Source organism: Vibrio sp. 1874, from assembly GCF_033344395.1.
Lineage (GTDB): Bacteria > Pseudomonadota > Gammaproteobacteria > Enterobacterales > Vibrionaceae > Vibrio > Vibrio alginolyticus.
In genome coordinates this window covers 417,844-443,489 of the sequence record NZ_JAWPOR010000002.1, presented here as the reverse complement: position 1 = coordinate 443,489, position 25,646 = coordinate 417,844, and the positions used below count along the sequence as shown (strand labels likewise).

Annotated in this window: 10 protein-coding genes; 3 read left to right on the top strand and 7 right to left on the bottom strand. The window is 43.1% G+C overall.

The genetic code is table 11. The annotated features are described in order from the left end of the window. The first annotated feature begins 181 nt into the window (after window positions 1–181). Window positions 182–2,860, top strand: a complete 2,679-nt coding sequence (gene tssH, locus R8N46_RS05925; protein WP_213972221.1) for a type VI secretion system ATPase TssH — start codon at window positions 182–184, stop codon at window positions 2,858–2,860. Further along, window positions 2,847–4,478 carry a sigma-54-dependent Fis family transcriptional regulator gene (locus tag R8N46_RS05920; RefSeq protein WP_213972222.1) on the top strand — a complete coding sequence of 544 codons (1,632 nt, stop codon included), beginning with the start codon at window positions 2,847–2,849 and terminating at the stop codon, window positions 4,476–4,478. Before tssH ends, R8N46_RS05920 begins: the two co-directional genes overlap by 14 nt. Before the next feature lie 132 nt (window positions 4,479–4,610). On the opposite strand, the gene R8N46_RS05915 is transcribed toward R8N46_RS05920, so the two are convergent. The 4 genes from R8N46_RS05915 to R8N46_RS05900 all read right to left on the bottom strand — a co-directional run bounded on the left by R8N46_RS05915 (window position 4,611) and on the right by R8N46_RS05900 (window position 22,401). After that, complete coding sequence (locus tag R8N46_RS05915) at window positions 4,611–9,302, bottom strand: OmpA family protein (protein WP_115386558.1); 4,692 nt, start codon at window positions 9,300–9,302, stop codon at window positions 4,611–4,613. Next, complete coding sequence (locus R8N46_RS05910; protein WP_042522645.1) at window positions 9,295–10,530, bottom strand: TolB family protein; 1,236 nt, start codon at window positions 10,528–10,530, stop codon at window positions 9,295–9,297. Before R8N46_RS05910 ends, R8N46_RS05915 begins: the two co-directional genes overlap by 8 nt. Window position 10,531: 1 nt before the next feature. Next, the gene (locus R8N46_RS05905) at window positions 10,532–12,250 is read right to left on the bottom strand and encodes a hypothetical protein (RefSeq protein WP_042522646.1); all 1,719 of its coding nucleotides are present in this window, start codon (window positions 12,248–12,250) and stop codon (window positions 10,532–10,534) included. A 767-nt stretch (window positions 12,251–13,017) separates the two neighbouring features. Continuing rightward, on the bottom strand, window positions 13,018–22,401 hold the full coding sequence (locus tag R8N46_RS05900) for a tandem large repeat (protein WP_250156707.1): 9,384 nt from the start codon (window positions 22,399–22,401) through the stop codon (window positions 13,018–13,020). 253 nt (window positions 22,402–22,654) lie between these two features. Here R8N46_RS05900 and R8N46_RS05895 point away from each other — a divergent pair, with 253 nt between their 5' ends. Further along, window positions 22,655–23,629 carry a M23 family metallopeptidase gene (locus R8N46_RS05895; RefSeq protein WP_054865523.1) on the top strand — a complete coding sequence of 325 codons (975 nt, stop codon included), beginning with the start codon at window positions 22,655–22,657 and terminating at the stop codon, window positions 23,627–23,629. 311 nt (window positions 23,630–23,940) lie between these two features. On the opposite strand, the gene R8N46_RS05890 is transcribed toward R8N46_RS05895, so the two are convergent. The 3 genes from R8N46_RS05890 to R8N46_RS25730 form a co-directional block, all read right to left on the bottom strand. Further along, window positions 23,941–24,516: a hypothetical protein gene (locus R8N46_RS05890; RefSeq protein WP_064354833.1), complete on the bottom strand. Its 576-nt coding sequence runs from the start codon at window positions 24,514–24,516 to the stop codon at window positions 23,941–23,943. A 544-nt stretch (window positions 24,517–25,060) separates the two neighbouring features. Next, window positions 25,061–25,201, bottom strand: a complete 141-nt coding sequence (locus tag R8N46_RS25735; protein WP_372059719.1) for a hypothetical protein — start codon at window positions 25,199–25,201, stop codon at window positions 25,061–25,063. 87 nt (window positions 25,202–25,288) lie between these two features. Further along, window positions 25,289–25,519 carry a mechanosensitive ion channel domain-containing protein gene (locus R8N46_RS25730; RefSeq protein ID WP_372059718.1) on the bottom strand — a complete coding sequence of 77 codons (231 nt, stop codon included), beginning with the start codon at window positions 25,517–25,519 and terminating at the stop codon, window positions 25,289–25,291. Window positions 25,520–25,646: the final 127 nt, after the last annotated feature.

The window sequence follows — 25,646 nt, the reverse complement described above, 5'->3', positions numbered from 1 at the left end:
ACACTTTTACTATCAATTAATTTAGAATAACAACGCCATTAAAATAACCACAAACATTAATGTCACAATAATCATTAAAAATAACCAACAAACGATAGTCAAAATATCTTGATAAAAAAAGAACGCAATCACTTTTAGTATAATAGCTGCTACCTCTTTTCCTCTAAAGAATAAAATGGCTATGATAAATATAAACCTTTCTTCATTAATTCAGCGTCTACACCCGATTGCAAAAGTAGCATTAGAAGACGCCGCTGCACTTGCAGTCTCTGAAAAAGCAAACGAAGTTCAAATTGAGCATTATTTACTGAGTCTATTAGAAAGGCCAAATAGTGATTTTGACGTCTTATTAAGTCATTTTGATTGTTCTGAGAACTTATTAAGACAATCGGTTCGATCCACACTCGACACCAACGCCAAAGGAAATGGCAGCAAACCTGTTTTTTCTGCTTTATTAATCGAATGGTTGCAAGAAAGTTGGCTGGTTTCTTCTTTAGATCTATCCGAAACACAAATCCGCTCTGGTGCCTTACTCCTTACTCTTGTTAGCAACCCTCTCCGTTACGGCCAACATGGTTACGCCTCTATCCTTGAAGCGGTAAACCCTGACAGCCTTAAGCGTAACTTTGCAGAGCTAACAAGCCACTCTATTGAGGCGCAAGTTGCTACTTCAGAGAAAACACAAGCTCGTGAGGATGGCTCAGCACTGAGCAAGTTCACAACCGACTTCACTGGTAAAGCACGCAAAGGCGAAATCGACCCTGTTTTCTGCCGCGACCAAGAAATCCGCCAAATCGTGGACATTCTTGCTCGTCGCCGTAAAAACAACCCTATTGCTGTTGGTGAACCGGGCGTTGGTAAAACCGCAGTAGTAGAAGGTTTGGCACTTAAGATTGTACAAGGTGACGTACCAGACAACCTCAAAGGTGTTGAGCTTTACGGCCTGGACATGGGTCTTCTGCAAGCTGGTGCAAGCGTAAAAGGCGAATTCGAAAAACGCCTAAACGCAGTATTGGATGAAGTGAAAAACTCACCAACTCCAATCATTCTATTCATCGATGAAGCACACACCCTTGTTGGCGGTGGTAACCAAGCAGGCGGCAGCGACGCGGCAAACTTGCTAAAACCAGCCCTAGCACGTGGTGAAGTGAAAACCATCGCTGCAACAACATGGTCGGAATACAAGAAGTACTTCGAGAAAGATCCTGCCCTTGCGCGTCGTTTCCAATTGGTGAAACTCGACGAACCATCTCCTGAACAAGCAGCATTGATCATTCGTGGTCTTCGCCCTGCATACGAGAAGTCACACAATGTTTACGTGCGTGATGACGCCATCACTGCTGCGGCAGCACTTTCTGCTCGTTATATCTCTGGCCGTCAACTGCCAGACAAAGCGATCGATGTGCTAGATACAGCGTGTGCACGAGTGAACATCAGCCTTAATGCCATTCCTGCTTCTGTTGAGACTCTACAGCAAGAACTTGCAGCTCAACAGCGCGAGCTAGAAGCTCTTGAGCGTGATGCTCTGCAGCAAACTGGCGACAAGCACAGCCTTGCTAACATTCCAGACCTAAAACTGGCAATGGAAACAACGAAAGAAGAGCTAGCAGAGCAAGAAGCCCAATGGCACAAAGAAAAAGAGCAGATCCAAGAGATGATTGCTCTACGCTCTCGCTTGCATGAACTGGTGTTTGGCGAAACAAATGAAGAAGAGCTTGTTGCAGACGAAGATTCAGAACAAGAGCAAGACGTTTCTCCATATGCAGAAATGGATGAAGAAGCCGTTCGCATTGCAATTTCAGCCTGCCAAGAACAGTTAGACGCAATCCGTAGTGGCAACCCACTGGTCCACTTTGAAGTGGGTCCTGATGAAGTCAGCCACGTGATCTCGGACTGGACTGGTATTCCAATGGGTAAGATGCTTCAAGACGAAGCAGAAACCACACTAAAACTGAAAGAAAGCCTAACACAGAGCATCAAAGGCCAAGAATACGCTATCGATGCACTGTCTGAAGGCATTCAAACCGCAAAAGCCAGCCTAGGCAACCCAGACGCACCGACGGGCGTATTCCTACTGGTTGGCCCAAGTGGTGTGGGTAAAACCGAAACGGCTCGTGCGATCGCTGATCAAATGTTTGGTGGTGAGCGCTTTATGACGACCATCAACATGTCTGAGTTCCAAGAGAAGCACACGGTATCTCGCCTAATCGGTTCGCCTCCGGGTTACGTAGGTTACGGTGAAGGCGGCATGCTGACAGAAGCGGTACGTCAGCGTCCATATTCTGTTGTACTTCTTGATGAAGTAGAAAAAGCCGATCCAGAAGTGTTGAACCTGTTCTACCAAGTGTTCGACAAAGGTACGCTGAACGATGGCGAAGGCCGCACAATCGACTTCAAGAACACGCTGATCATCATGACCAGTAACCTTGCAACGCACGAGATCGAATCTTTGGTTCATCAATCAAAAGACATTGATGCAAACATCATCGCAGAAGCTATCCGCCCTACTTTGAACCAACACTTCAAACCGGCGCTATTGGCACGTATGTCGGTACTGCCATTTGTTCCGCTTTCTGATGAAGCAATGACAGAAATCATTCACCACAAGTTGAACAAAGTTTCTCAGCGTCTACAGAGCCATCACAAGCTGTCTCTGAGCTACGAAGAAAGTTTGGTTGAGTTCGTACTCGGTAACTGTCGCCTTGCTGAAACGGGCGCGCGTAACATCGACGCGGTTATCAACCGTCAGTTACTGCCTCAGCTCTCGACTCAGCTACTAGTGCATGACAAGGATGATTCACATACGCAAATCGAAGTGTCTGTCGATGAGCAAGGAACACTAACCTATGCGTTCAGCTAACCATAGCGAACTTAGTAACGCCCTACTTGCGATCAGTCAGTCTTTGGCTGATCGCAGCCAGCTTACCCAAACGTTGGATGCTGTGTTGACCGCTGCGAGACAAATGACCCTCGCAAAGCACGGCATCATTTACGTTTTGGACCAGACTGGGCAGGCGTTGATTCCAAGTACCGCTCACCATAACGATAAAACTATCGTTTCCCACCCTTGGGAAGCATTACAGTTAGACTCAGCCAGTGAGAACGACCCATTTAACTTTGCGATTCGTAATGGTGAAGTGGTGTTGATTAACGAGTTATACAAATACAACGGCTACGACTGTGAAAGCATTTATCAAACAGAGCAGACATTGGGACTAAAAAGCGAGAACTTACTGGCTTGGCCTTTGATTGATAGCGAAAGCAAAACCATTGGGCTGTTAGTCTTACTCGATTTGAATGTCATTGACAACGAGGCAGCCTTGACTGAGTTTTGTCGAATGGCAGCGAGTAACATTCGTCAAGCCGTTTGGTTAGAGCAATATGGGCAAGTGATTAAAAATCTCAATGCCGACAATCAAGCCCTAGTGCGCGAGAACACTCAGCTCAAAAAACGTACTCAGAAAGCCTATCAAGGTCCTATTGCAGAGAGCGAAGAAATGCTCAATGTCTTGAATCGTCTTGATAAGGTGCTATCTCTTCCTGTCGACGTTCTGTTGCGTGGTGAAACGGGCGCAGGTAAAGAGGTGATCGCGAAATACATTCACGAAAACTCTAACCGTTCAGAACAGCCTTTGATCGTACAAAACTGTGCGGCAATTCCCGAACAGTTGTTAGAGTCTGAACTGTTTGGGCATAAGAAAGGTTCATTCACGGGCGCGGACAAAGACAAAGTCGGTTTGTTTGAAGCAGCCAACGGCGGCACGCTTTTCCTAGATGAAATTGGCGATATGCCAATGCTACTACAAGCGAAGTTACTGCGTGTACTGCAAGAGCGTAAAGTTCGCCCTATCGGTACCAGCAAAGAGATTGAAGTGGACGTTCGCGTTATCGCCGCAACCCACTGTAATCTTATGCAGCAAATCAAAGATGGCGGATTCCGTGCCGATTTGTTCTATCGTTTGAATGTGTTCCCTATTACATTACCACCATTGAGAGCACGCAAGTCGGATATTATTCCCCTTGCCGAACATTTCGTGCAACACACAACCAACACGCTAGGTCTGCCGCAAGCGCCAGGGTTAAGTGCCAACGTACGTAAACAGCTCCTTGCCTACCAATACCCAGGGAACGTGCGTGAGCTTAAGAACATCATTGAGCGCTCGGTGCTACTGTCCGATTTTGAAACCATTACTCACATTGAGTTTGGCGAACAAATCCCAGAAGATGTGCCAAATATCGACATGAAAGTAGCTTCACCTACCCCAGAGCAACCTGCTTACGAGCAGCAAGCACAAGCGGATTTAGAAGACGTTTCAAAGAGCCTTAAGGACGTTGTCAGCCAATACGAGCGTACAGTGATCATCGATTGCTTAAATGCCTGCAATTGGCACACCAAGAAGGCCGCTGAGCAATTGGCGCTGCCAATGAGCACACTCAACCACAAGATGAAGAAATACGACATTTCTGCTGCGGGTTAAGCGAGAAGCGAGAAGCGAGAAGCGAGAAGCGAGAAGCGAGAAGCGAGAAGCGAGAAGCGAGAAGCGAGAAGCGAGAAATCTTACTTCAGTTTCCATTGATAAGAAAAGAAAAACCGCCCGAAGGCGGTTTTTTTATTTATTGAGAATCGACGCTTCAATGATAGTTGCTAAGTATGGGTCTCTAATCCAAGTTAACAAACGTTCTGTACGCTCTTCAGGTTTCAGTTTTGCCCAGTTGATGTACATATCTTTATCAACTTTATAGCTTGGGTCTTCACAATCAGAAAAATAAGATAACTCATCTACATTTTTGTACTGCCTGCCCAACGACATCTCAAAGCTTTCAAGTTTAAACGGCGTTTTTTCCGCTGTATTACGTTGTACTAGAGAGGACACCTTTAGAACTGCTTCTTGGAATCGACCAGATGTCGAGACAACGGGTCCAAATGGTCGAAGCCCCTTGATTTCTTGCCCGTTCAGCGCTTTAAATGCGAACTCGAAACGAGACGCGTAGACCACCTTACCATCGAAATCTTCATCCATGTCTATGTTGGATAGAGCCTCAGAGACAAAATCTGCGTCTATATTTTTGTTAATCACATCGCTGTCATCTAGCGTCCATTTAGAACCGTCTTTCTTTAGTATCCCAATATAAGTAAGGTTACTTAGATACTCAGGACCAGCGGTAGTTTCAGATCCGAATACGGCTTCATTATCAAAAGTAGTAGATAGCTTTAGTGAAACTGGAACACTTTGCCATTCGAGGTTTTGTCCCTCATACGACTCTTTTCTGTGCTTGCCACCAATAAGCATAACTTCCATAGCGAATGGCTTATTCGAAGTCCAATCAAAACCTTTGAGCTCATCAGCAGTAGTGAACATACTGTCTTCGTTCATAAACTGTCGTTTATTTCCGTAGTTGACCGCAATCGCACTGTGCTTAATGTCATCGATAACAGGCTTTGTCGGGCCTTTATGAACTTTACTATGTAAGACAAAATCTAGCGTTAACAAATCTTTCTCTGACACACTATTTCCGTTCGCAATAAAGCCCGATTTAGCAGAGAGTGTATAGTTATGGTTTGTATCGACTCCTACAGGAATCTGTCTAGGTGACGTAATAAATCGTCCGACTGTCTTGTCCACTCGTACTGGTAGCTTATAGTTGCTTCCAGATAGAGTGAACTCATAGGTCATATTTTTGAAGCCACCGCTGTTTACATATTCTTTGAGTACATCTTGTTGGGAGTCAATTTTTATCACCTGCCCAAAAATCGGACCGAGAGCAACTTTAGATAAGTATCCGCTATAATCGACTAAATCGTGCTTAGCGATCAAAGGCTTCACTCCAGAGAAGACATCATCGCCAAAGTAAAAATACGGTTCAAACTCACAACCAATAAGGACTTTGCCGTCTGCTTTTTCCGCCTCAAAAAATTCGGCCAACTCACCTTTGGGATCTACACTAAATTCCTCGTGTTTCATCGGCTTGAACATCAAATTAAACTTAGGTCCACTGGTATTAAGTAAACCGTCAGTGCGCTGATAAGACATCTCACACTGAAACACATTTGACGTCATCTGTTTCAGACTTTGTTTGCCTAACACCATTTGCCACTTCAAACGGTGGAAAGGCGATAATCGCACCTTTTTATTTGCTTTTAATCGTACCTTCTCCCACTCATCAAAGGTGACCCATTTAGAGTTGTCATGAGGCTCAGAGACTAATAACCTAACGAACCCTAGGTCCTCTTCTGATAATTTTTTAGACTCAACATTAAACTGTGTCGCAAACTCCACTAAGCCTCGTTGTTGATCGCGATTATAGAGCTTGTCTTGCACTGGAAACGCGACATTAAACGCCCCAGAAACGTCTTTCCTTTTTGGAGCAATATAGTTGGCTTTGTTACGAGTAATGATTTGTTCAGCTATTTCTTCACCGTAACTTTCAACTAATTGCTTGCGTCCCTCACGACGCATGAGTTCTTGGATCCACAAGTTGCACAAGTTTTCTTTTAACTCTGTGTTTAATATCCAGCCGTCGGTTTCGATATATCGCTGAATGTATTCATCGATGGCTAATACTTGCCACTGCTTTGTGAACTCTTGTTCGCCCTCAGCACAAGCTCTTTGAATCAAAAGTACCAAACCATTAATAGCAAGTGCACGGCGTTGATAGCGCTTAATCAACTCCTTTGCACCCGTTGCTTTTCCTAGGTGCTCGACTAACGCCTCTGAAGACGTAAAATACATCTCGGTCAATTGAGTATTAATTTCAGCCAATGAATCAATAATCTCTGTGGTTTCATGACTAAGTTGTTCAATCGCAGATATGCTTTTTCTAACTTCGTTGTAGGAAGACAAGTAATAATCGAAGAGCGCAGAGTCTAGCAACTGGGCGCCACTCATCAGCATTTTCCCGCCTTCTTTAACAACGAAAAAGCCTCTTGCTGCCTGTCCTATTATCGGAACATAGCAAGCCATACCAACGATCATCTCGAAGATAGCTAGCTTGAGCTCTTTTGCAATTGCTTCTTCTCCCAAGTTCGCATTTAACTGAGCTAAACGCGCTTGCTCCATAGCCTTAAAGCCGAGTCGACTCGGTGGAATTCTCGCCGCAAACTCTTGTAGGTATATTCGAACCTCAACACGTCGGTTAATATTAAGTTGAGCGTTTTCGCGTTTGATTTCGTTGTTTGGTACCTCGACTATCGGTCGACGTTCGCCAAAAAATCGAATGTCACTGACTGAAGAAAAGAACTCAGCAACATGCTGCGCTCGCTGTTGCGAAAGGTTTTGGTTATATTCTGAATCACCGTTTTGACAGGCATGCCCTTCGATTTCAACAACGGCATTTGGAATCTTAGATAATTCTTTATCGACAGCAGCCAAATATGACAAGTGAGGGGCTTGAACCTGATTGTTATCAAAAGGAAAAACCAAGCGTAAACCGGCACCTTTATGGTCTTTAACAAACATTGCACTGTCTTCAGCAACGTCATTCGGAATGCTGTCAGTAAACGTTACATTGTCGCCTAACTTATCTATGATTTGCTTAAGTAGTAATTCCCCGCTCTTCAGACTTTCTTTCCAGACTGGTACCCAGTTCAGATAATCGCGTGATACCTGCTCAAAATAACTTTTCCTGAGTTTAGCTTTCTCTTCTGCTAAGCGTAATTGCTCGCTTTTGTCAGTGATCTCTTTTATCTCATAGAAGGTGTTAATTGCATTGAGCCCGGCCCCAGCAAAGGGCGACAAAAAGCTTTTGACACTGCCGTTACCTGTCAACCACGTTCTAGCAGCACTACCCGCCACAACGTGGGCATTGCCATTTCTCGCAGGTTCAATCACCTTGGTAAAGAACTTACTTTTATCAAATCCTTTCTCTTTGAGGAGCGCTTTTAAGCCCACTTGAGCTGCACGCTCGGATTCCGATGCTGCTTGGCGTAAATCTTGAAGAGTTTGGTAAGCTGCTGCAGTCGCCGATACCCCAAATGAAAACTCCAATGCAGAAATCATGGCTGGGGGTAAAGCGCCCTTGTCTACTTGCCCCCAAAACGTGTTTGCTAAACTTCCAATCACGTCGTGTTTACTTGAGGGATTTTGATGAATATTAATGCCAGCATTAACCAAACTTGGCGTAACTTTTGTACCAATCTCCCACAGCGCAGCACTCATACTGGCAGTCGTTCCGCTATTCTCTAGGTTTTCAAGCTCTCCCATTCGGAAGGCTTGTAGAGCTTTAAACTGCGTAGGAAATTGGTATATCAAAGACTCTTCAAGTGAGATCATGTCGCCCGCAACAACCGCGATCTTACCAAAAGGTGTCGTTTGGCTAAGCGTGATGTATTCTCGTAGCTCGTAGCTAACTTTGGAGATAAGTCCAACCTCATCATATTCTTTAGTTACATTAGTGGCATTTAATGCAAACTCAGGGATCTCATCAATGAGTTCAATGTCAAAAGTCACCTCAATGGTGTACATACCATCAATAAAAACGTCCGACGCCAACGGAAACAACGCAATTGGGCGATGCGAACCGCTGTTTTGCTCAAGTTGTGCTTGCGTTATGGTATTTTTGCCCTGCAGGTTTAGGTGCTGTCCGGTCTCCTCATCAAAACGAGTAACTTTAACAATTGCATCAGCATACTCTTGTGTAGAAAATGCTACGGCGAGAAATGAGAACGTGGGTACAATAAAGCCACGAATGGGCTTATCTTCAGGAACAGAGTCATACCATTTGTTATATGTAGCTTGCTCATCCGTTAGTGCTTGAGTGCCTGCTTCATATTTAGGCGCGAGTTGTGAGCGCTTTACTTCTGTAACAGCGTATTCCACTTTTTTTTCTAGCGAGTTCAGTGCTTGATCACCGTCATACCCCTTTAGCTTTTCTAAGATAGAGACAAGGTCTGCACACGTCTTTTTCATTGGCCGAGCATCACTCTGTGCACCAATCGCCAACTCTGTAAGCATTGACCATTCAGGAAAAGACAGCTTGTACGTCTTCTGTGTTAGTTCATGTACTGGCGAGCGCAGTGCCAAAACCTGATTGATGCTGGTTTTTTGGTTTTTCTGAATAGAATCGCCCAGTACATGTAAACGACCTAAGTCGTCTGTCGCCCAAAGGGCTGCGCTTTCCTCTCCTAAGTTTTTGGCAATGGGAAGCCGTGACATAGGGCGAATTTTTTTCAACTCTTCCAATGAGGTCAGGTCTTTTTCGATATTGAGTTCTTTATATTGAGGGTTCTGTGCATCCCCAACATTAGGAAAATCGACACCAAACAAATAGACATCTGTTGGTAAATACTTAAGGTCATTACTCATCGTTTTCTACCTCCAGAAAACGCCCACCGTTAGCATCGGCATTATAAAGAACTGGGGTTTTAGCTACTCTTCCAGAATGAATCACCTTCCATGACTGTCGACCTTTTCCGGTCAACTCATAGCGATAATCAGATCCATAGCGTTTTATGGTTATTACTGCTGCTCCAGTCTGGGTTTCTCGGCCATCATTACTAATGTTAACCACCTTATCGTAAACTTTCTTTTCCTCTCCTTCGTCAGAGAACGCAAGCCACGTTTTTTCCTCAACATTGATCAAAACTTTACGGTATGAGTTCACCGCCCATACGTACTTACCATTAGGGCTGATGGCAGTTTGGCGGTAGATGCGCTTCTCAATATCGATGGAGTCTTCAAACTCTTTTTCAGGTAAAATCGTGTATAACCGTTCGAGAGTCTTGGCGTCATAAACTCCCACCCCCAAGCCCGCGGCATTGATTAACTTGCCATCTACAATGACCGTATCTTCAGACAACGGTACATCTACCTCTTCTTTGGTTCCTGTCGCGAGTGTGTATTTAAAACGCTTAAAACCATCTGAGAAGTAGATGTAACTAGAGTCGTCCGCCCAGACCAAATATGGCTTAGTCCGCGCGCTCCCTAGCTTAATGGTCTGTTGCGTTTTTAAGTCAAAAATGGCTTTTATCAGAGGCTCTCCATAACTGTATGCATAAGCCACATAACGATTGTTAGGTGAACGACTCATCGTAAAATTCTGTGGTGACGCGGTGCTTGGCATATCATCCGTGACTAAGCGTAAATCTGTCCCATCAATTTTCATGCTCCAGATTTTATAGCCATTTTCGTAATCGTTTACGAGAGGGTCTCGAGAGCCAACATTATTCCACCAAAACTGAATTCGAGGTTTGTCATAGGAACTTGCATCAGATAAATCTTCACGAGGCCACTCTTTTGCTCTGCGAACAGCATAGCCTGGTTTTACGGGAAGTGTACCTGGGTATTCAGGCTTGGACAGATCTTCAGAGTAAACAATAAAGTTGTGCTCACTTTGCCATTGGCAGCGTGGTCCTGTCACATCTTTGCGTTCTAATGACGTTGTTTCACCAACATTGTAACAAGCCTTTTGAGTGGGTTCTTTTTCTACGGATTGTGTTGTTGCAGTATTCGAAGTTTGATTACTTTCGTCACCACAGCCTGTTAATAACATAGCTGTCGACAGAAGCATGATACTTAACGTTGTTCGTTTCATTTTATAATAGTTCCGTGAGTTCAATGTCTTGAAAAATTACTGACATTAAGACCGTTTTATCTGAGTTATGAGATCGGCAATGACGGGTTAGATTGACCCTTTTAACTTCTGGTAACCAACCACTAAACACGACTTCTTTACAATACTGATCCACAAACTCAGCCTCGCGCAAAAAAATCTTTTGGCTCCATGTTTCATCAACACACGCCAGTTGGAAATAATCATCTGGTTGATCGCATTGGGGGTTACTCTTATAAGTAATTACGATGCCTTCACTTGGGGAGTTAACAACAGCGGCAGCAACACCCTGCTCTTTTTGACTGACGACATTGTAATCTGATTTGCTTAACACTTGAGTATCTAGATTCGGCAGCGAAATCACAGGTTCGGAGCTCGCATCAAAGTTATGAGCAGAAGAATAATCACTGAGGTCTACTTTAACCGCTTTCTCGTTATTCCCGCTCTTTAACTCGTTGAGTTGCTGAGTATTGAGTTGAGCCCGAGAATAATAAAGAGCAACATCACTCTGTACGCTGCCGTTGATTTTGTATGGAAGCCAAATATGAGGCAAAGGAACACCAAGCGGCTCTCTCTTAGTTTTACTTCCAGCCTTAAATGGACTCAACTCGGTTTGAAATAATTCTCTGTATGTTTCGCCTTCATTAGGCCAATCAGCAACCACTACCTCAACTTCTTCTCCCGTAAGACCAAAAACACGGGCGCAAGCGTATTCGTCCAACACGCCCTCATAGACTTTTTTACCGTCTTGGTACAGTTGAAACGCTTCCCCTGACAGAAATGCTTCGGAGTCTTCATCATATAAGCTGATATCGACCGATCTTTGAGGCGAGGACTTAGTGCTTTGGTAGAGCGATAGATCGACATCAGAAAAGCGTCCGTCGTTTTGAACTTGGATTTCTCGCCAAACTTCTGATTGCCAAACGACATAAATATAACCGCGATCAATAGATACATACCCTGAATCACTCTTATGAACTGGAACTACCGGCACCAACACGTTGTCCCACTCATCCATCTGAGTTTCTTTATCAACGGGTTGCAGGTCTTCGGCGAGTTTAAGCAAGATTGGCTGAGGTTGGTCGGAACAAGGGATTTTGATATAGAGCGTTTTGCCCTCAGCTTCGAGATCTTTAAACGTCGCGAGGCTGCGGTGTTTGTTTTCTGTATCAGCCTTGCCTACAGTCACTTTTTCTTTTTGAGCTTCGGTTTTTCCCAACATCAAACATGCTGCATTACTAGACCACTGCCCTGCAAACTCAACAACGATTTTTTGATCTGGGCTTGGCTCAGAAGGTACATGCGTGTAACTACGAACTAAAGCAACATCGTCGATAACCTGCTTGTATCCTGCTTTAAAAGCTTTGCTTTCATTCGAAGCAGATACAGAGTCAACGAGTGATTTAAGTCTAGGGAAGCTTTGCAGCTGAGAGTCCGTCAATGGCGACCGACGTGCAACGGTAGATAATGACACCCAATTGCCTTTTCCCAATTCGATTCTTATAGCAGCTAGTAATGCGCTGGTCGTTTTTTTGGCAGAGATGGAAATCTTTTGCGCCAATTCTTTAGGGAGGTTTCTAAGGATGTCATCTGAATTTCGCAAACGCGAAAGCTGTCCTATACACTCGTCCGGTGTAAGAACATAAGATAGCTCGTTGGAGGATAGCTTCGAGCTAGGTATAAATTTGCAAACTAAATGCATTTGAATTCTCCACAACCAACATCGTAAATATGGCTGCGGTGACAATTAAGCTGATAAGGCTTACAAGTACGATTTGGTCTGCGTATCCTACTTACTTAGCCATTTATTTTCAACGAGATAGAAAAATCGCCCGAAATCAAAAACACCAAAAAAATGGTGATTTTTACTATTAAAACATGCGATTTGACCACAATAAAAGCCAGTAACATCACCCACTCTGTCAAAATGGTAAAATCTTACTATCTAAAAAAATTTAATTTATGGACTGAAGTTAACAAAAATCGTAGTAACGTGTGCTTCAGGTAAGCACGAGGAAATTCAGAAGTTTATGAGGTGCCCTCCTCAGCAACAAACAACAAATTGACTGTTACTGAGGAAGTTTAAATAAAAAGGTGAGCGCATTACGCACTCACAAAAGTAACTGCTCTGAAGCTTGCTAGGATTAAATTTGCTTCATCGCGAGTTAAAGAGGTGAGGTATTACCCATCGACCTCATGCAGAACACTATACTCAGAGTATAGAAACGAGCGTAAATATATAATATTTAAAAAGATTTTCAACGCGACACATTCACCACAGCTCCTGCCGAGCGACCATCACAATCACGTCATACACACCTAAAAGCAACATTGGCCTAGTTATTATAGTTATTCAGCCTTGTATTAAGACGATTCATTAATTCGAGTAACTTATCAATAAAGGCAATTATTTTGATAAATATCACAAAAAGTCCCAAAGAAATAAAGCGAGCTAAACGCTCGCTTTATTTATGCCGCATTTTTTAAAGTTTTGTTATCACTAAAATATCGGTTGTAAACAGCACCTAAGGAGGCTGTACTTGCGAAACGATCATAGTTAAATGTTGCTTGAGCCTCTTCGGCAGAGGCGGAAAGCTTGTTGGTACCATTTACATAAATCGTCACTACCCCCTCCTTCAGTCCTGAAAGATCTAAATCAGTTGTCCATGAGTCTGAAAGCACAGTTGCCATGCCTGTGGCTTCTGTACCATCAGCGTCGACTGCTTTGATATCTATGAACTCACCATCTTCAAATCGTTCACTGCTACCACTTACTGTCACGCTTTCCACTCCAGTAACATCGTTGATAACGTCTAGGTGTATTGTCGGTGTAATTGGCATGAAGTAAGCCGTGTTCTGGCTACCGGTATTTCCTGATAAGTCTTGGTAGTCACGAACAAGCAACGCCACATTCAGCTCTGACGTGCTTGGTACCACCACATCACCAGTCCAAACACTTGGGTCCGCGGTTGCCACTAATGAAGTGATCGTCGTACCACCTAACTCTGCTGCGGCGGATTGCAGATCTTTATCGAATTCCAGCGTCACCGTCACGCTTTGGCCGATGGCTTGGTGCTCAGGCGTAAACGTCGCGTTAGTCAGCGTTGGCAGAGACTGCGCCAGTGTAAAGCTCTGGCTTTCACTCACTTCAATGCCCGCAGAGTTCGTCCCCGTCACCATCACGGTATAAGTGCCATTGGTTTGGTGACTCATGTCCATTGCGTCACTGATCCAAGTGCCACCGGCTTGTACTGTTGCACTGCTGCTTTTCAATACCGTCACGCTGCCTTGAGCTTTCACTTCAAGACGCAAGGACTGACCGTCAAAACGTGTCGACGTACCTTCGAATTGTAGCGTGGCGGCTTGCGTTTCATCCACATTACCCACTGGCGTAATAACTAAAGTTGGCGTGATCGGCATGGAGTAAGCCGTGTTCTGGCTACCGGTATTTCCTGATAAGTCTTGGTAGTCACGAACAAGCAACGCCACATTCAGCTCTGACGTGCTTGGTACCACCACATCACCAGTCCAAACACTTGGGTCCGCGGTTGCCACTAATGAAGTGATCGTCGTACCACCTAACTCTGCTGCGGCGGATTGCAGATCTTTATCGAATTCCAGCGTCACCGTCACGCTTTGGCCGATGGCTTGGTGCTCAGGCGTAAACGTCGCGTTAGTCAGCGTTGGCAGAGACTGCGCCAGTGTAAAGCTCTGGCTTTCACTCACTTCAATGCCCGCTGAGTTCGTCCCCGTCACCATCACAGTATAAGTACCATTGGTTTGGTGACTCATGTCCATTGCGTCACTGATCCAAGTGCCACCGGCTTGTACTGTCGCGCTGCCGCTTTTTAGTACCGTCGCGCTGCCTTGGGCTTTCACTTCAAGACGCAGGGACTGACCATCAAAACGAGTTGACGTACCTTCGAATTGTAGCGTGGCGGCATGCGTTTCATCCACATTGCCCACTGGCGTGATGGCTAAGGTCGGCGTGATCGGTAATTCGTGAGCAGTATTATCCTCACCTATGTTGCCAGTCAAATCTTTAAATTGACTAACAACCAAGTCGACACTTAACAGCGCGGTGCTCGGAACTTGTACATCACCAATCCAGACCTTTTTATCTGCCGTTGCTGATAGAGAACTAATGCGATTGCCGCCAAGCGTAGCGGTCGCCTCTTGGAGCTCTTTATCAAACTCAAGCGAGACACTCACGCTTTGCCCCACGCTCTGATGCTCGGGGTTAAATGTCACATTGGTCAGTTTTGGTAAGGTTCCTTCAACCGCGATACTTAAACTGCTTCCTTTTCCAGGAATGGTGTTGGTACTTTGGTAGCTATCATCCTCTACCTGTATTGTTATGTTTTTATCTTGCTTTTCTGGACTGATGTAATTAACCGTCCACGTAATATTGTCTGAAGTCGACCAAGTATCTTGTTTTAACGTTCCTGTTACACCGCTATCACTAGCGACAAGATGGACATCTGAGATATCAAAGTTCGTAACTTCTTCTGTAAAGTTAAACGCAAGCGTAATCTCTTCGCCTCCAAAAAGAGGGGCGCTTGAGGCGGTAGAGATACTTAGCCCGGGAACGGTTGCCGCTTCCACATGCGCGTCAATAGAACTTTCACTCTTGTTATCCACCTTGTCTGTTGCTGCCACCGTGATCGTATGATCGCCTTTCGGTAACAAATAGCTTATGACATAAGGCCCCGCTTCGGTTGTCGGCTCAGTAATCGCTTGAGGAGCTACTGTGCTACCACCACTCACCGCTTTTGACGTGACGAGATTTAAATTTTTATCTGTAATGTATGCACTAATTTCTAGTTGATACTTATCGTTTGTCGGCACCTTAGAGGTTTGATTAGCACTTAAGCCCGAAATACTTGGAGCGTCATAATCAACAATAGATTCGATAACCTTTCCATCATAACTTTTGCCTAGTAATTCAAAGCTTGTATTCTCTCTTCCAACTGAGTCCGTCACCGTCACCTTAAGGGTATATGACCCTTGGTTATCGACGGCAAAGTTCATCATTCCATTACCACTAGATGAGATAACATCACCTGAGTAACGCAAGGAATCACCGAGGCTTGGAATAAGCTCCACAGAATATTGTGAAGCTTTCACTCTTTCTCCTTCCACCGTAGATACCGTAAACGGCTGGCTTGCCTTGGTTAAGAACAGTTTCCCACCCTGCAAACTCGTAATTCCATCGAAATCAACTGTGACTTTAGGAACACTAATATCAATGACTTTTCTGATATCAGAATACAGTCCGACGCTATCTGTCGCTTTGATGTCTACTGTGATTGAACCACGCCCCTCTAACTGAGATTTCGGTAGTTCAAAGTACGTAGATGAACCATTCCCATCCTCTACTCTTTCTTCTTGATAACTCGGGTTTAAAACCGAGTAGTTTACTGTTGCCAGGCTGCTACCAGTGTCCGTTATGTCAAAACGAAAACGAACATTATCAGGATTTGTTGGCGATTCGGTTACGATAATCTCATCGCCAACACTTGGAGGTGTGTTGTCAACTTTAATATCAACGGTCGCTTCACCGACTCTCGACCACACATCCGTTGCGGTAATCGTTGTCCTGATCGTTTTTCCATCCGCATCGCTAGGAAGTTCACTTGTAAATGTTGAACACTTGTAGGTTGGATCATCTGCACACACCTCTAATTGTGCAAACTTCTCCGGATTATCTTTATAGTTGTAGGATTCCGTTCCAAACCTGGCCATCACATTGTCTAGTCTAGAGTTTTCATACAGCTTAATTCTGAATTTGGCGACAAGCTGCTGACCATTAATGGTTGTGTTTCCAACCGGATCAGTAATTTCAACGACTACCGAACCTTTAGGTAATTCAAGCAGTAGATCGTGCTCTGGCGTCAAGTTTCCTGCTAAATCAGATAAGTTCTTGATTTTGTATTCTTGAGTTGTACTCAGGCCATCAATAATATCGGCATAGGATTCAGAATACGTACACTTGATATTTCCAACACCTTTGGCACAAGTCGTTGGTGTATAAGCTTTGTTGCCAAGATTACGAACCAACTTTGGATATTCATCTGAACTTTCGGTATTCACGCCTGATAAAGCATCATTGAAAGAGAGCTCAAATGTGAGCATCTTCTTCTTCAAAGCTTCATCAAACCAAACATCACTTCCTTTAAAACTGTATGAGTTACCATCTACGACTGTCGGTGCATCAATATCCACCATCGAGAAATTGAACTTGTTGATCGTTTCACGCCCATTTGTACCCAAGGTTTTAGTGATCAAAGTAACAGGTGCTTTGGTCATGTTTTGCCCAACATTGACACTACAACTGTAAGGTTCTTGCGATACGTTGATAACACCAGAAGTTGGTTGCTCATTAGTTGGTGGCGCATCCAGAGAGTTGTATTCTTCACGAACCCAACACTCTAACGTTTTGGCTTTGACCGCACTCAATGTAGTAAAGGTGACATCAAGAACACCATCAGATAAGTAATTTTGGAAGTCCAGCGGGCTTTCAACTGTTAGAACCACGCCTTCACGCTGTACGCTAAAGGTTTGGTTTACTTTTCCAACCTTTCGGTCTTTTTCATCAAGGTAACGAACTTTGTTATAAACTTTGATATCAAGTTCATAATTACCATCTTTGGCAATTTGTGTAGAAAGCAACGTTGCAGTCCAAGTGCCATCTGCGGTTTCTGAGAACGTAAAGTTAGTCCCGTTTTGCTCTCCAGAGAATCTATAAGTTGAGTCAATTCGATCAACGCCACTATCATCAACAATATCAAGCGTAAGTACGATATTCCCATCTTGATAGATGGTGTTGTTTGTAATTGGCGTTCCATCCGTGTAACTCATCGCCAGCGTCACCTGCGGGATGGAGTTGTACACTTTGACGGTAAAATCTTGCTCATCACTGGTTAAGGTTGTGTTGCCACGAACATCAGACCCTTTTAAACGAACCTTGTGTGTACCCGTACCTAAATCACCAAGGCTCACTTTGAGATCCTCATTGATTTTTGTACCGGGAGAGCCAGGTAATGGTTCCAGATCGCTAAACGTCCAATACTCTAGGCTTTCTCGATTGACACCATTAATTGAAACATCACCGTTTGCATTTAGGTCTAGCGCCGTTAGGTCAAAGACATAGTTACCTAAGTAGTAGTCATTCGCATTGAAACCACTTAATCCTAATGTTGGTCCATCACGATCAAGAATAACCTTGTGCGTGTTAGAACTAGACTCAAAACCATAAATATCGGTTGCTTTTACATACAATGACGTTGTTTTTTCATCTTCAGAAATGTCTATTTTATCTGTGTCACTCTTGATAAGAGACATGACAAACTCTTTAGATGAATCCGTTGGCACAATTGTCTTAATTGGCGAATCTTTACCACTTTGATACAGCGAGACTTGCTCAAGGTCTGAATCATCTATTACGGATTTAAATCGCACATTGAACTCACGCCCTATGACATAGTTCTCTTTAGACAATGTGTCTTCAACCCAAGGCGTATTTAGGATGATTTCAGGGCCTTTGTTATCGACTTGGAAGGTAAATTTCCCTGTTGTACTAACATTGGCAGGGTAAGCGTTGTCCGTCGCAGTGACGTAAAATTCATTCCATTCATCGTAATCAAATGCTTTTGAAACCAGTTGGACTTTGACGTCAGGCTGTTCACCAACTAGGTATGGTACGTCACACGCCTCTGTTAGAGGGTCACAGCTTTCTAATGTCAGAGCCTGACCAGATCCGCGGCGCAAATCTATTTTTACGTTATTGCCAGAGCTTAACGTCCCCCAATCAATGACAGGTGCCCATTGGTTATTACCACCTAAACGGCTTTGAACCTGCTCACTTTTTACAATAGGGGCTTCAGAGTCGATACGAATATTGAATCTCGGAGCGGTGCTAGTTAACTCTGAAACGGAGTTACCTAAGTTGTCCTCTGCTGCTGCAACAACTAACCAATCTCCATCACCAGGATAAATCGTAGAGCCTTGATTTGAACAAATCTCGCCCGTACATAGTTTGACTTTAAACGCGTCTTTCGAGTTACTTGCAAAGTTTTCTGGTGTGTATGTTACTTTTTCACCGGTTTGCTGGTAGAAAACAAGGCCCCTCGAGGCAAGCTTATCACCAACAATATCCTCAACCTTGAAGGTTAATTCATGAGTATTGTTCGCATTTAAATAAATACCGTTTTCTACAGGTTTACCATCGACATCATTCGGTGGAAGATAACTGGCCTTAGGGAAATCGTTATCAATAAACACCGATTCTATAAACGGAGATTTACCATTATAACCATACGCATTGCCATGTGGGTCCATAGCACTGGTCTCCACGGCAAACTCTATAATGTCTTTTAGTTCACTAGACTGGGAGTTGAGGGTGAAGAAGTACTCTTTTCGATAAGCATTGCTGCTGCCTGAGTTTTCTACGATGTTGATGTCCAGTGGTATTTCAATATTTGGCTCATTAGCTTGATACCACATCGTGCTAAACTTCGGGCCGTAAGCGTCGGTTCCTACAATACCAGAAGGATCGTCTAGGACAATTTTAGAAACAACCTCGCCAGCGATATAAAGCCTATTACCAACCATCGTCTCTCTACCGCTTTCAATGGTTAATTTTGGCTGCGGCGGCAAGGTATCGATACTGCTACCCTCTGTATCAAAAATGTTCTTACCATTTAAGTCAGGATTAGCCATCGAAATATCATCAGCATAGAGCTGCGCGATATTGGTCTCAATACCGTATTTGCTCGCCATGATTTCATAATAGGATTGCGCCAGATCTTTTCGGTAAGTTTCAGCGCCAAACGTGTAAGAATCGAGCGTAACTTGACTTCCTCCGGCCCCTATACCATTTGCTTTTCCATCGTAGCTAAAATCATCGTAAATAGCAGATGCAAAATCTAATGAGTTATTTCTTGGCATTCTCTCGGCAATACTATCAATTGCTTCAACAAGGAATCGGTGTAGATAGTCATTTGATGGCTTGTCTGGAATCGCTTTAGTCGTAAGCATTTCATTGGTTGCATAAGACACAACCGTTGGATCAAACCCAAAGAATGAGTTGTTATTCGTACCTGATAACGCGTAGCGCACCTCATCAAGAATTTGAATCGCACGTTCTGAAGTTTTCTCTCCCGCTGTCACTTGATCCCACTGGAAATCAAACAAACCAGTCTGATATGTCGATAGTTCAGTAATATAGTAAGTTTGAGAACCTTTGAGCTTAAAATACACACCAATATTGGCCTTGTTTAAGTCAACCGTTACTTTCTTGGTCCCTGGATCTCTTTTCCATTGGTAATAGTATGGCTCACTACCTTCGATACCAATTAAACGAACACGCATGAAATCATAATTCACTACGTCAGTTGTGGTTTCACAGCTCGCTACGTCAAGAGCCATAGACTGGTCACTTTCCAGTTGCTGGATAGTGGTACAACTTGCAAGTGAAGTGAATTCACCACTTGGGCTCAACCCTTCAAGTTGAGCTCGCGCACCAATAAATGGTGTCACCACTTTTATGGTTGGTAGGTCAAAGCTACTTCTAAAATATACTTCTCTTGGAGTGCTTTCGTTATCAGACTCATCGACGGTTTGAATGACTAACTTTTGACTACTGTTTTCTGATACCGATTTAAAGCTGTCACCCAAAATATCTCTTACAAAAGGAATGTAATAGATGACATCCTCTACTCGCCCATTGCTATCTAACAGCGTTTCGTGCGGAATTTTTGCGATGTAATCGTCATCGGATGCGGTTGTGTCAATAACTTGCTGAAGTGAGTAGTTGTTATCGTTGTTTTGGCTTACGAAGTACTTGACGACGAGCTTAAGCTTATTAGCGTTGGAGCCTAAAACCGTATCGGTGTTTACGTCTGAAACTTTCACACGAACATAAGGGATTTTATTCTCTTTCAATAAATTAGCGTTGAAGTTACTAAAATCTATCCCTTTTAATGAGTTCTGAATCCCTAAACTTGCGTACGCATAATCAATCTTCAGGAAATCGCGGCTTGCTTGAACATTGTCTGGGGTGTACGTATCTTGAGAGTAGATACCATCGTAAGTGGTTCGTTCACCATCTAAACCCACATTTACGTACGTCATTGACGTACCTTCAGGATAGGTTATCGTCTGTGCTGGCGCTTGATCGTCACGACTTACTGCATGCTGCGCAGAGCCCGTATTGCCTTTGCTATCCCTCGCTCGAACCTCAAAGACCGTCGTAGATAGGAATTCATCAGTTGGGTAAGCCTTACTAAACTCACAAGCATTTCCAGACTCTACAGTGACAGGAGAACATGTGACGCCCTCATGTAAGCCATCTTTAAATGAAATACTGACCGAACTAATCTCTTGCGAGCTTTCTTTTACAACCCCTTTCAGAACGTATTCTTTAAGTTGGTTATTAATTGCACTCGCCGATGTAATATCGATAACAGGCGCATCGTTATCCCATTCAAAGTTGATATGAAGACCCGAATGGCTGCCTGGAATTAACTCATTACCCAGTACATCCGCTGTATATAAGACTAACCGTGCTGCTGTTACGTTTGAGAGCCCTGTGGCAGGGTTCATATCTACACTATCGATCTCTTTGGTATTAATGTTAACTTTAACGTTGGTCTCTCGAAGGCCAACTTCAAAATCATCAAATTCAACCGAACAGAATGTGCTTCCAAAATCTTGTATGTCGTTACATTGAAATTCACCAGACCAAGAGCCATTAATCTGATACTGAATAAAGGCGGATACGTCTTCTACACCGATATCATCAACAATTTTTAGATCAACTTTATCGGTGCCAGCAAGTACATCACGGTCAATGCGTGTCACGATAGGCGCTGTGGTATCAATCTCCGTCCCATCTCGCGGTGGAATGACGCCATCTGTACTGCCATATGTACCTAAGTCATTAAGCTTCTTACTAAAGTCGACATAGTCGGCAGCATCAGTACCAGAAATATTGATACTTGGGTCGTTTACCACGATCAAAACATGTTGAGATAAGTCACGTGTATAAACGTCGCTGTTTATCTTTTTCTGTCCAAAGCTGAGGGGAGTCACTGCTCCGGAAGTCTGGCTCACTTCAAGACCATCAAGAACACCATCTGCAATAACATCCCGATATTGGATGTCAGCGAAGTGCATCGAAGTGTAGACGTTATCGCTGTTGCCGTATTTTTTAATAAGATCGTAAGAGTAAGACGAGTATGCTGTTAATAAAGCGCCGTATTGATGCCCTACACTAGCAAAGCTGCTTTGCCCACCTTTGGTAATATCAATAGGTTTGGTCTCATTTACGTCAAAGCCATACATGCTATTGATACTATCCAAAGCAGTTGAAAAGGCACTTTCATCTGTGGCCCCCTGAGAAATTTTGTACTTTGCCAAGCCTGCTGCCAAGTTCGACAGCGGAGTAAGCATTAACTTTTGCTCACTCCCCTCTTTAAAGTTCACAACACCTTCAAATTTAAGTGTCTTCGCATTACTCACAGATACCGTTTCATTTGTAAACGGATCGGTATAACTCCCCTCTTTTGCAACAACAAAAAGAGGCATTGACGAAGATTCAAACTCTAGCAGATAGTTTCCGAAGGCATCAGACGTTGTGTTAGCCAACTTCCGACCTAAGTTTCCATTTTTGAACTCGAAAACCTCAATCTTGGCGCCATTGACTGGGGCGTCAAACACCATACCGGAAATGCTTCCTTTGCTTCTAGCTGGCGGTGTGTTGTCTCCTCCATCACCACCACCACATGCACTCAATAAAAGAGATGTAAGCGTAAGACCTAATGTTAATTTCAGCGTATTTTTAGCGAACATAGTAATTTGGCAAAATATATTTTCCCGAGATTATATTATTGAAAAATATTTTCTCAACGTGACATTAACACCAACAAAATAGGCATAAACACCAAGCCAACCGTCACTTTGACTGAATTATTAAAATTATTCTTACATCCTATAATTATTAACTTAGTTAAAACAGAGGAATTACTCATGCTTTAATGCTAGTTTTTATTTAAAATATTATACTCTACGCACAACTGTCAGTATTGATAAATCAACAAAACTAATGACTATTTTAATAATAAAAAGGAGTGTGCAAGCTCCTACCGTAGCCTTTATCACTACTGCGTTAATCATATTGATTAGCGTATCGCTTTCTCACTACTTCCTCACTCCTGTGGATAGGCTACCTACCATCAAGCCTTTAGAATTCGAAAGTAAGAATGTGCAGCCACCAATTAATAAGAATACTCGTAGGCAAAAAATCACTATCGGTGTTGTTGAATACTCTTTTGTCGCTTCATTATTAAAATCAGGAGTGAGTCAAAAAGAGATCAACTTGCTATTAGCACTTATCAAAAGCAAGTTTAATATTATTGACTCTATTAAAAGAGGTGATAACTTTATCTTAAGAACTAAATTAAATAGTAAAAATGAAACTTACATTAGTTCTTTTTACTATTTAGGCAGTAAAACTGATTTATTTATTATCAATGATGGTCACGGTAACGTATTTGATGAGCATGGTGTGTCGATAAATAATCAGTTCATGTTTTCTTCACCCTTTGATAAAAACTACAGAGTGAGCTCTGACTATGACTTAAAGCGAACACATCCAGTGACCAATATAACGACTCCGCACTTAGGCACTGATTATGCCACACCTGTAGGTACACCGATTCGTAGTATTGCTGATGGCGTCGTTTTAAAGTCCCGCTACAACCGTTTTGCCGGCAACTACATTAATATCCGCCACACAAATGGCTCTGTATCACGCTACCTACACTTATCTCAGCGCAACGTCCATGTTGGTGAGAAGATCAGCCGAGGACAAGTGATAGGGAAAACGGGTAACACAGGAAGAACAACAGGGCCGCATTTACATCTTGAACTGCACATCAATGGTGTTCCGGTTGATTACGAACGATACATTCAAAGGCACCCAAACACTGACGTAAATATAGAAATGCTGATTGCAGCGAGAAAAGAAAAAGCAGAGTTAACAGCGGAATGGCAACGGTATGAGCAGTCAAATAGGTAACAACAGCCACTTCGATTCGCTCTTTCTTCATTTATCTGAAGCGAGTCCTCGTAACCCTCTGAGCGCTTCGTAGTCTGTCGCCACTAACTAATTTCATGATCAAAAAGAGCCGCTACATGCGGCTCTTAATGATTCTAATCTTTATTTACATACCCATGAATTGATACTTTGTGACATCACGTTTCAAACTCAGAAATTCAACCATAAACGTTATTACATAAAAGAAACTCATAACTAGTATTACTAAGTAGTCATAGAAAAAATCAATTGGTAACTACGAGACAATAAAAATGAAACGGCTTACTAGTATACTAGTAGTCGAACACATCTAGTAGATCGAGATCGAATTCGACACCACGCAGGTCATGCTCATTACACAAGTTCTTTAGCTTGTCATCGCAATAAAGCAACGCACATCCTTCCATCAACGACTTGAAAACGTACTTATCTGCAACGCTCAACTCGATGAACTTAAGCGACTTCAAGCCAACCGGATGCTCATCAATATACTCGTGTTTCGTATTTTCCTGGTCTTCTTCTCCAAAACTCATGACATTGAAAACCTGAAACTTCTCACCATCAATCACTATAGGTAAAAACTCACCATCTGTTTCAATGTATGGTTTAAGCACTTCAGCCGCTCGCAGCGTCAGCACTAAACACGTTCCCCAAACAGATATGTCAGGTTTTTTTACCGATGTCTTGTAGTGAGCCGTAAATTGAACACTCTCTTCTACCCAAACATCAGACAAGCCCTCTGCTCTTACTGGCTCATTGAAAAGCCTATTCAACAGGTCATCATCGCCCGCATCTATGGCCCTCTGATACGGATCATGCTCAAGAACTTTAAAGTAACGATTGAGGTTTCTTACCTGGTATATACTCATTAAGCTGGTTTCCAAACTGGTTCTTTCTTCACAAGAATTTGAAGATAATGACAAATATTATCTTCATGACACTTAATTCTAGTCCCAAAAACGCGTTTACAGTTTCAAATTTCGACTAATATTCCAACCTATCTCTAAAAACCGTTGCATGTATACACGAATACATCGCCGCTAAGAAAACTGAGACAAAAAGAGCGCTACTTACGGCTCATAATGATTCAAACCTCCTATCGAAACAACCATAAAGTGATATCTACGATTTCTTTCACTTCAATAGCTTACTCAAAAAGCAACCATTTGTTGATATCACTTAAAGGAACCATAAGTTGATATTTTTGTGAACCCGACAGTTTACTAAAAAACCATAGGTAAGAAAGTTACCTTCAGTATTACTGTACAACCACTTCATGTAAAGATTTCTCTGCGGGAAAAGGAATATAGCTAACCCAGCCGTATTGATATTTAGCTTCACTTGCTTCTGCACCGACCAATAGGTTTCTCAGTATTTATCCGTTGGACGTCAGACGCAAAGCTGGAGGCCAATCTAACTATCAGCCAGCATGCGAACAATTACTTGAGACTCAGGATCTTTAATAATATGCGCTTGGGATAACGCCAGTTCTTTAAGTACATTCAACCCGACCTCGACTAAATATTGGTAAGAGATACCAACCATGATATACATACGACGTTTGTTGCTATGACTAAAATTACAAACAGTTGAGCTCCAAATAACACTGTACTAACTAGAAATGTAAAGGCCATCTGCCGTCTAAAACACGGGAGTGAATAAACCAATATCAACCAAGCTACCTGAGCAGCTTCCGAATTCAACAAACCCACCTTTTTTGTTCGGCTTCAGAAATAAAATCATGGTACCTGCGGCAGTGTTGCTCAGGGTGCCTTTCAGAGCCAAACCAATCGCTAAACCCGCTGCCCCCACTAAAGCTACCAAACTGGCAACATCTACAAGTGCGACTAAACAAACCGCATAAGAAGCCACTTGAGACAGCGAGCGATAATTTCATCTCCACCACTGACTTTGTCTGTCTTTTTAAATATCCCGAGGTTGACGAGCTTGGATACCACATAAGCCAAGATAAAATTGTCAAGAGCGTATTTTGCAAGAT

Excerpts from the sequence above, each read along its gene's own strand:
- R8N46_RS05900 (WP_250156707.1), bottom strand. The coding sequence starts at position 22,401 with ATGTTCGCTAAAAATACGCTGAAATTAACATTAGGTCTTACGCTTACA.
- tssH (WP_213972221.1), top strand. The coding sequence starts at position 182 with ATGATAAATATAAACCTTTCTTCATTAATTCAGCGTCTACACCCGATT.
- R8N46_RS05890 (WP_064354833.1), bottom strand. The coding sequence starts at position 24,516 with ATGAGTATATACCAGGTAAGAAACCTCAATCGTTACTTTAAAGTTCTT.
- R8N46_RS05915 (WP_115386558.1), bottom strand. The coding sequence starts at position 9,302 with ATGAGTAATGACCTTAAGTATTTACCAACAGATGTCTATTTGTTTGGT.
- R8N46_RS05895 (WP_054865523.1), top strand. The coding sequence starts at position 22,655 with ATGACTATTTTAATAATAAAAAGGAGTGTGCAAGCTCCTACCGTAGCC.
- R8N46_RS05920 (WP_213972222.1), top strand. The coding sequence starts at position 2,847 with ATGCGTTCAGCTAACCATAGCGAACTTAGTAACGCCCTACTTGCGATC.
- R8N46_RS05910 (WP_042522645.1), bottom strand. The coding sequence starts at position 10,530 with ATGAAACGAACAACGTTAAGTATCATGCTTCTGTCGACAGCTATGTTA.
- R8N46_RS25735 (WP_372059719.1), bottom strand. The coding sequence starts at position 25,201 with ATGTATATCATGGTTGGTATCTCTTACCAATATTTAGTCGAGGTCGGG.
- R8N46_RS05905 (WP_042522646.1), bottom strand. The coding sequence starts at position 12,250 with ATGCATTTAGTTTGCAAATTTATACCTAGCTCGAAGCTATCCTCCAAC.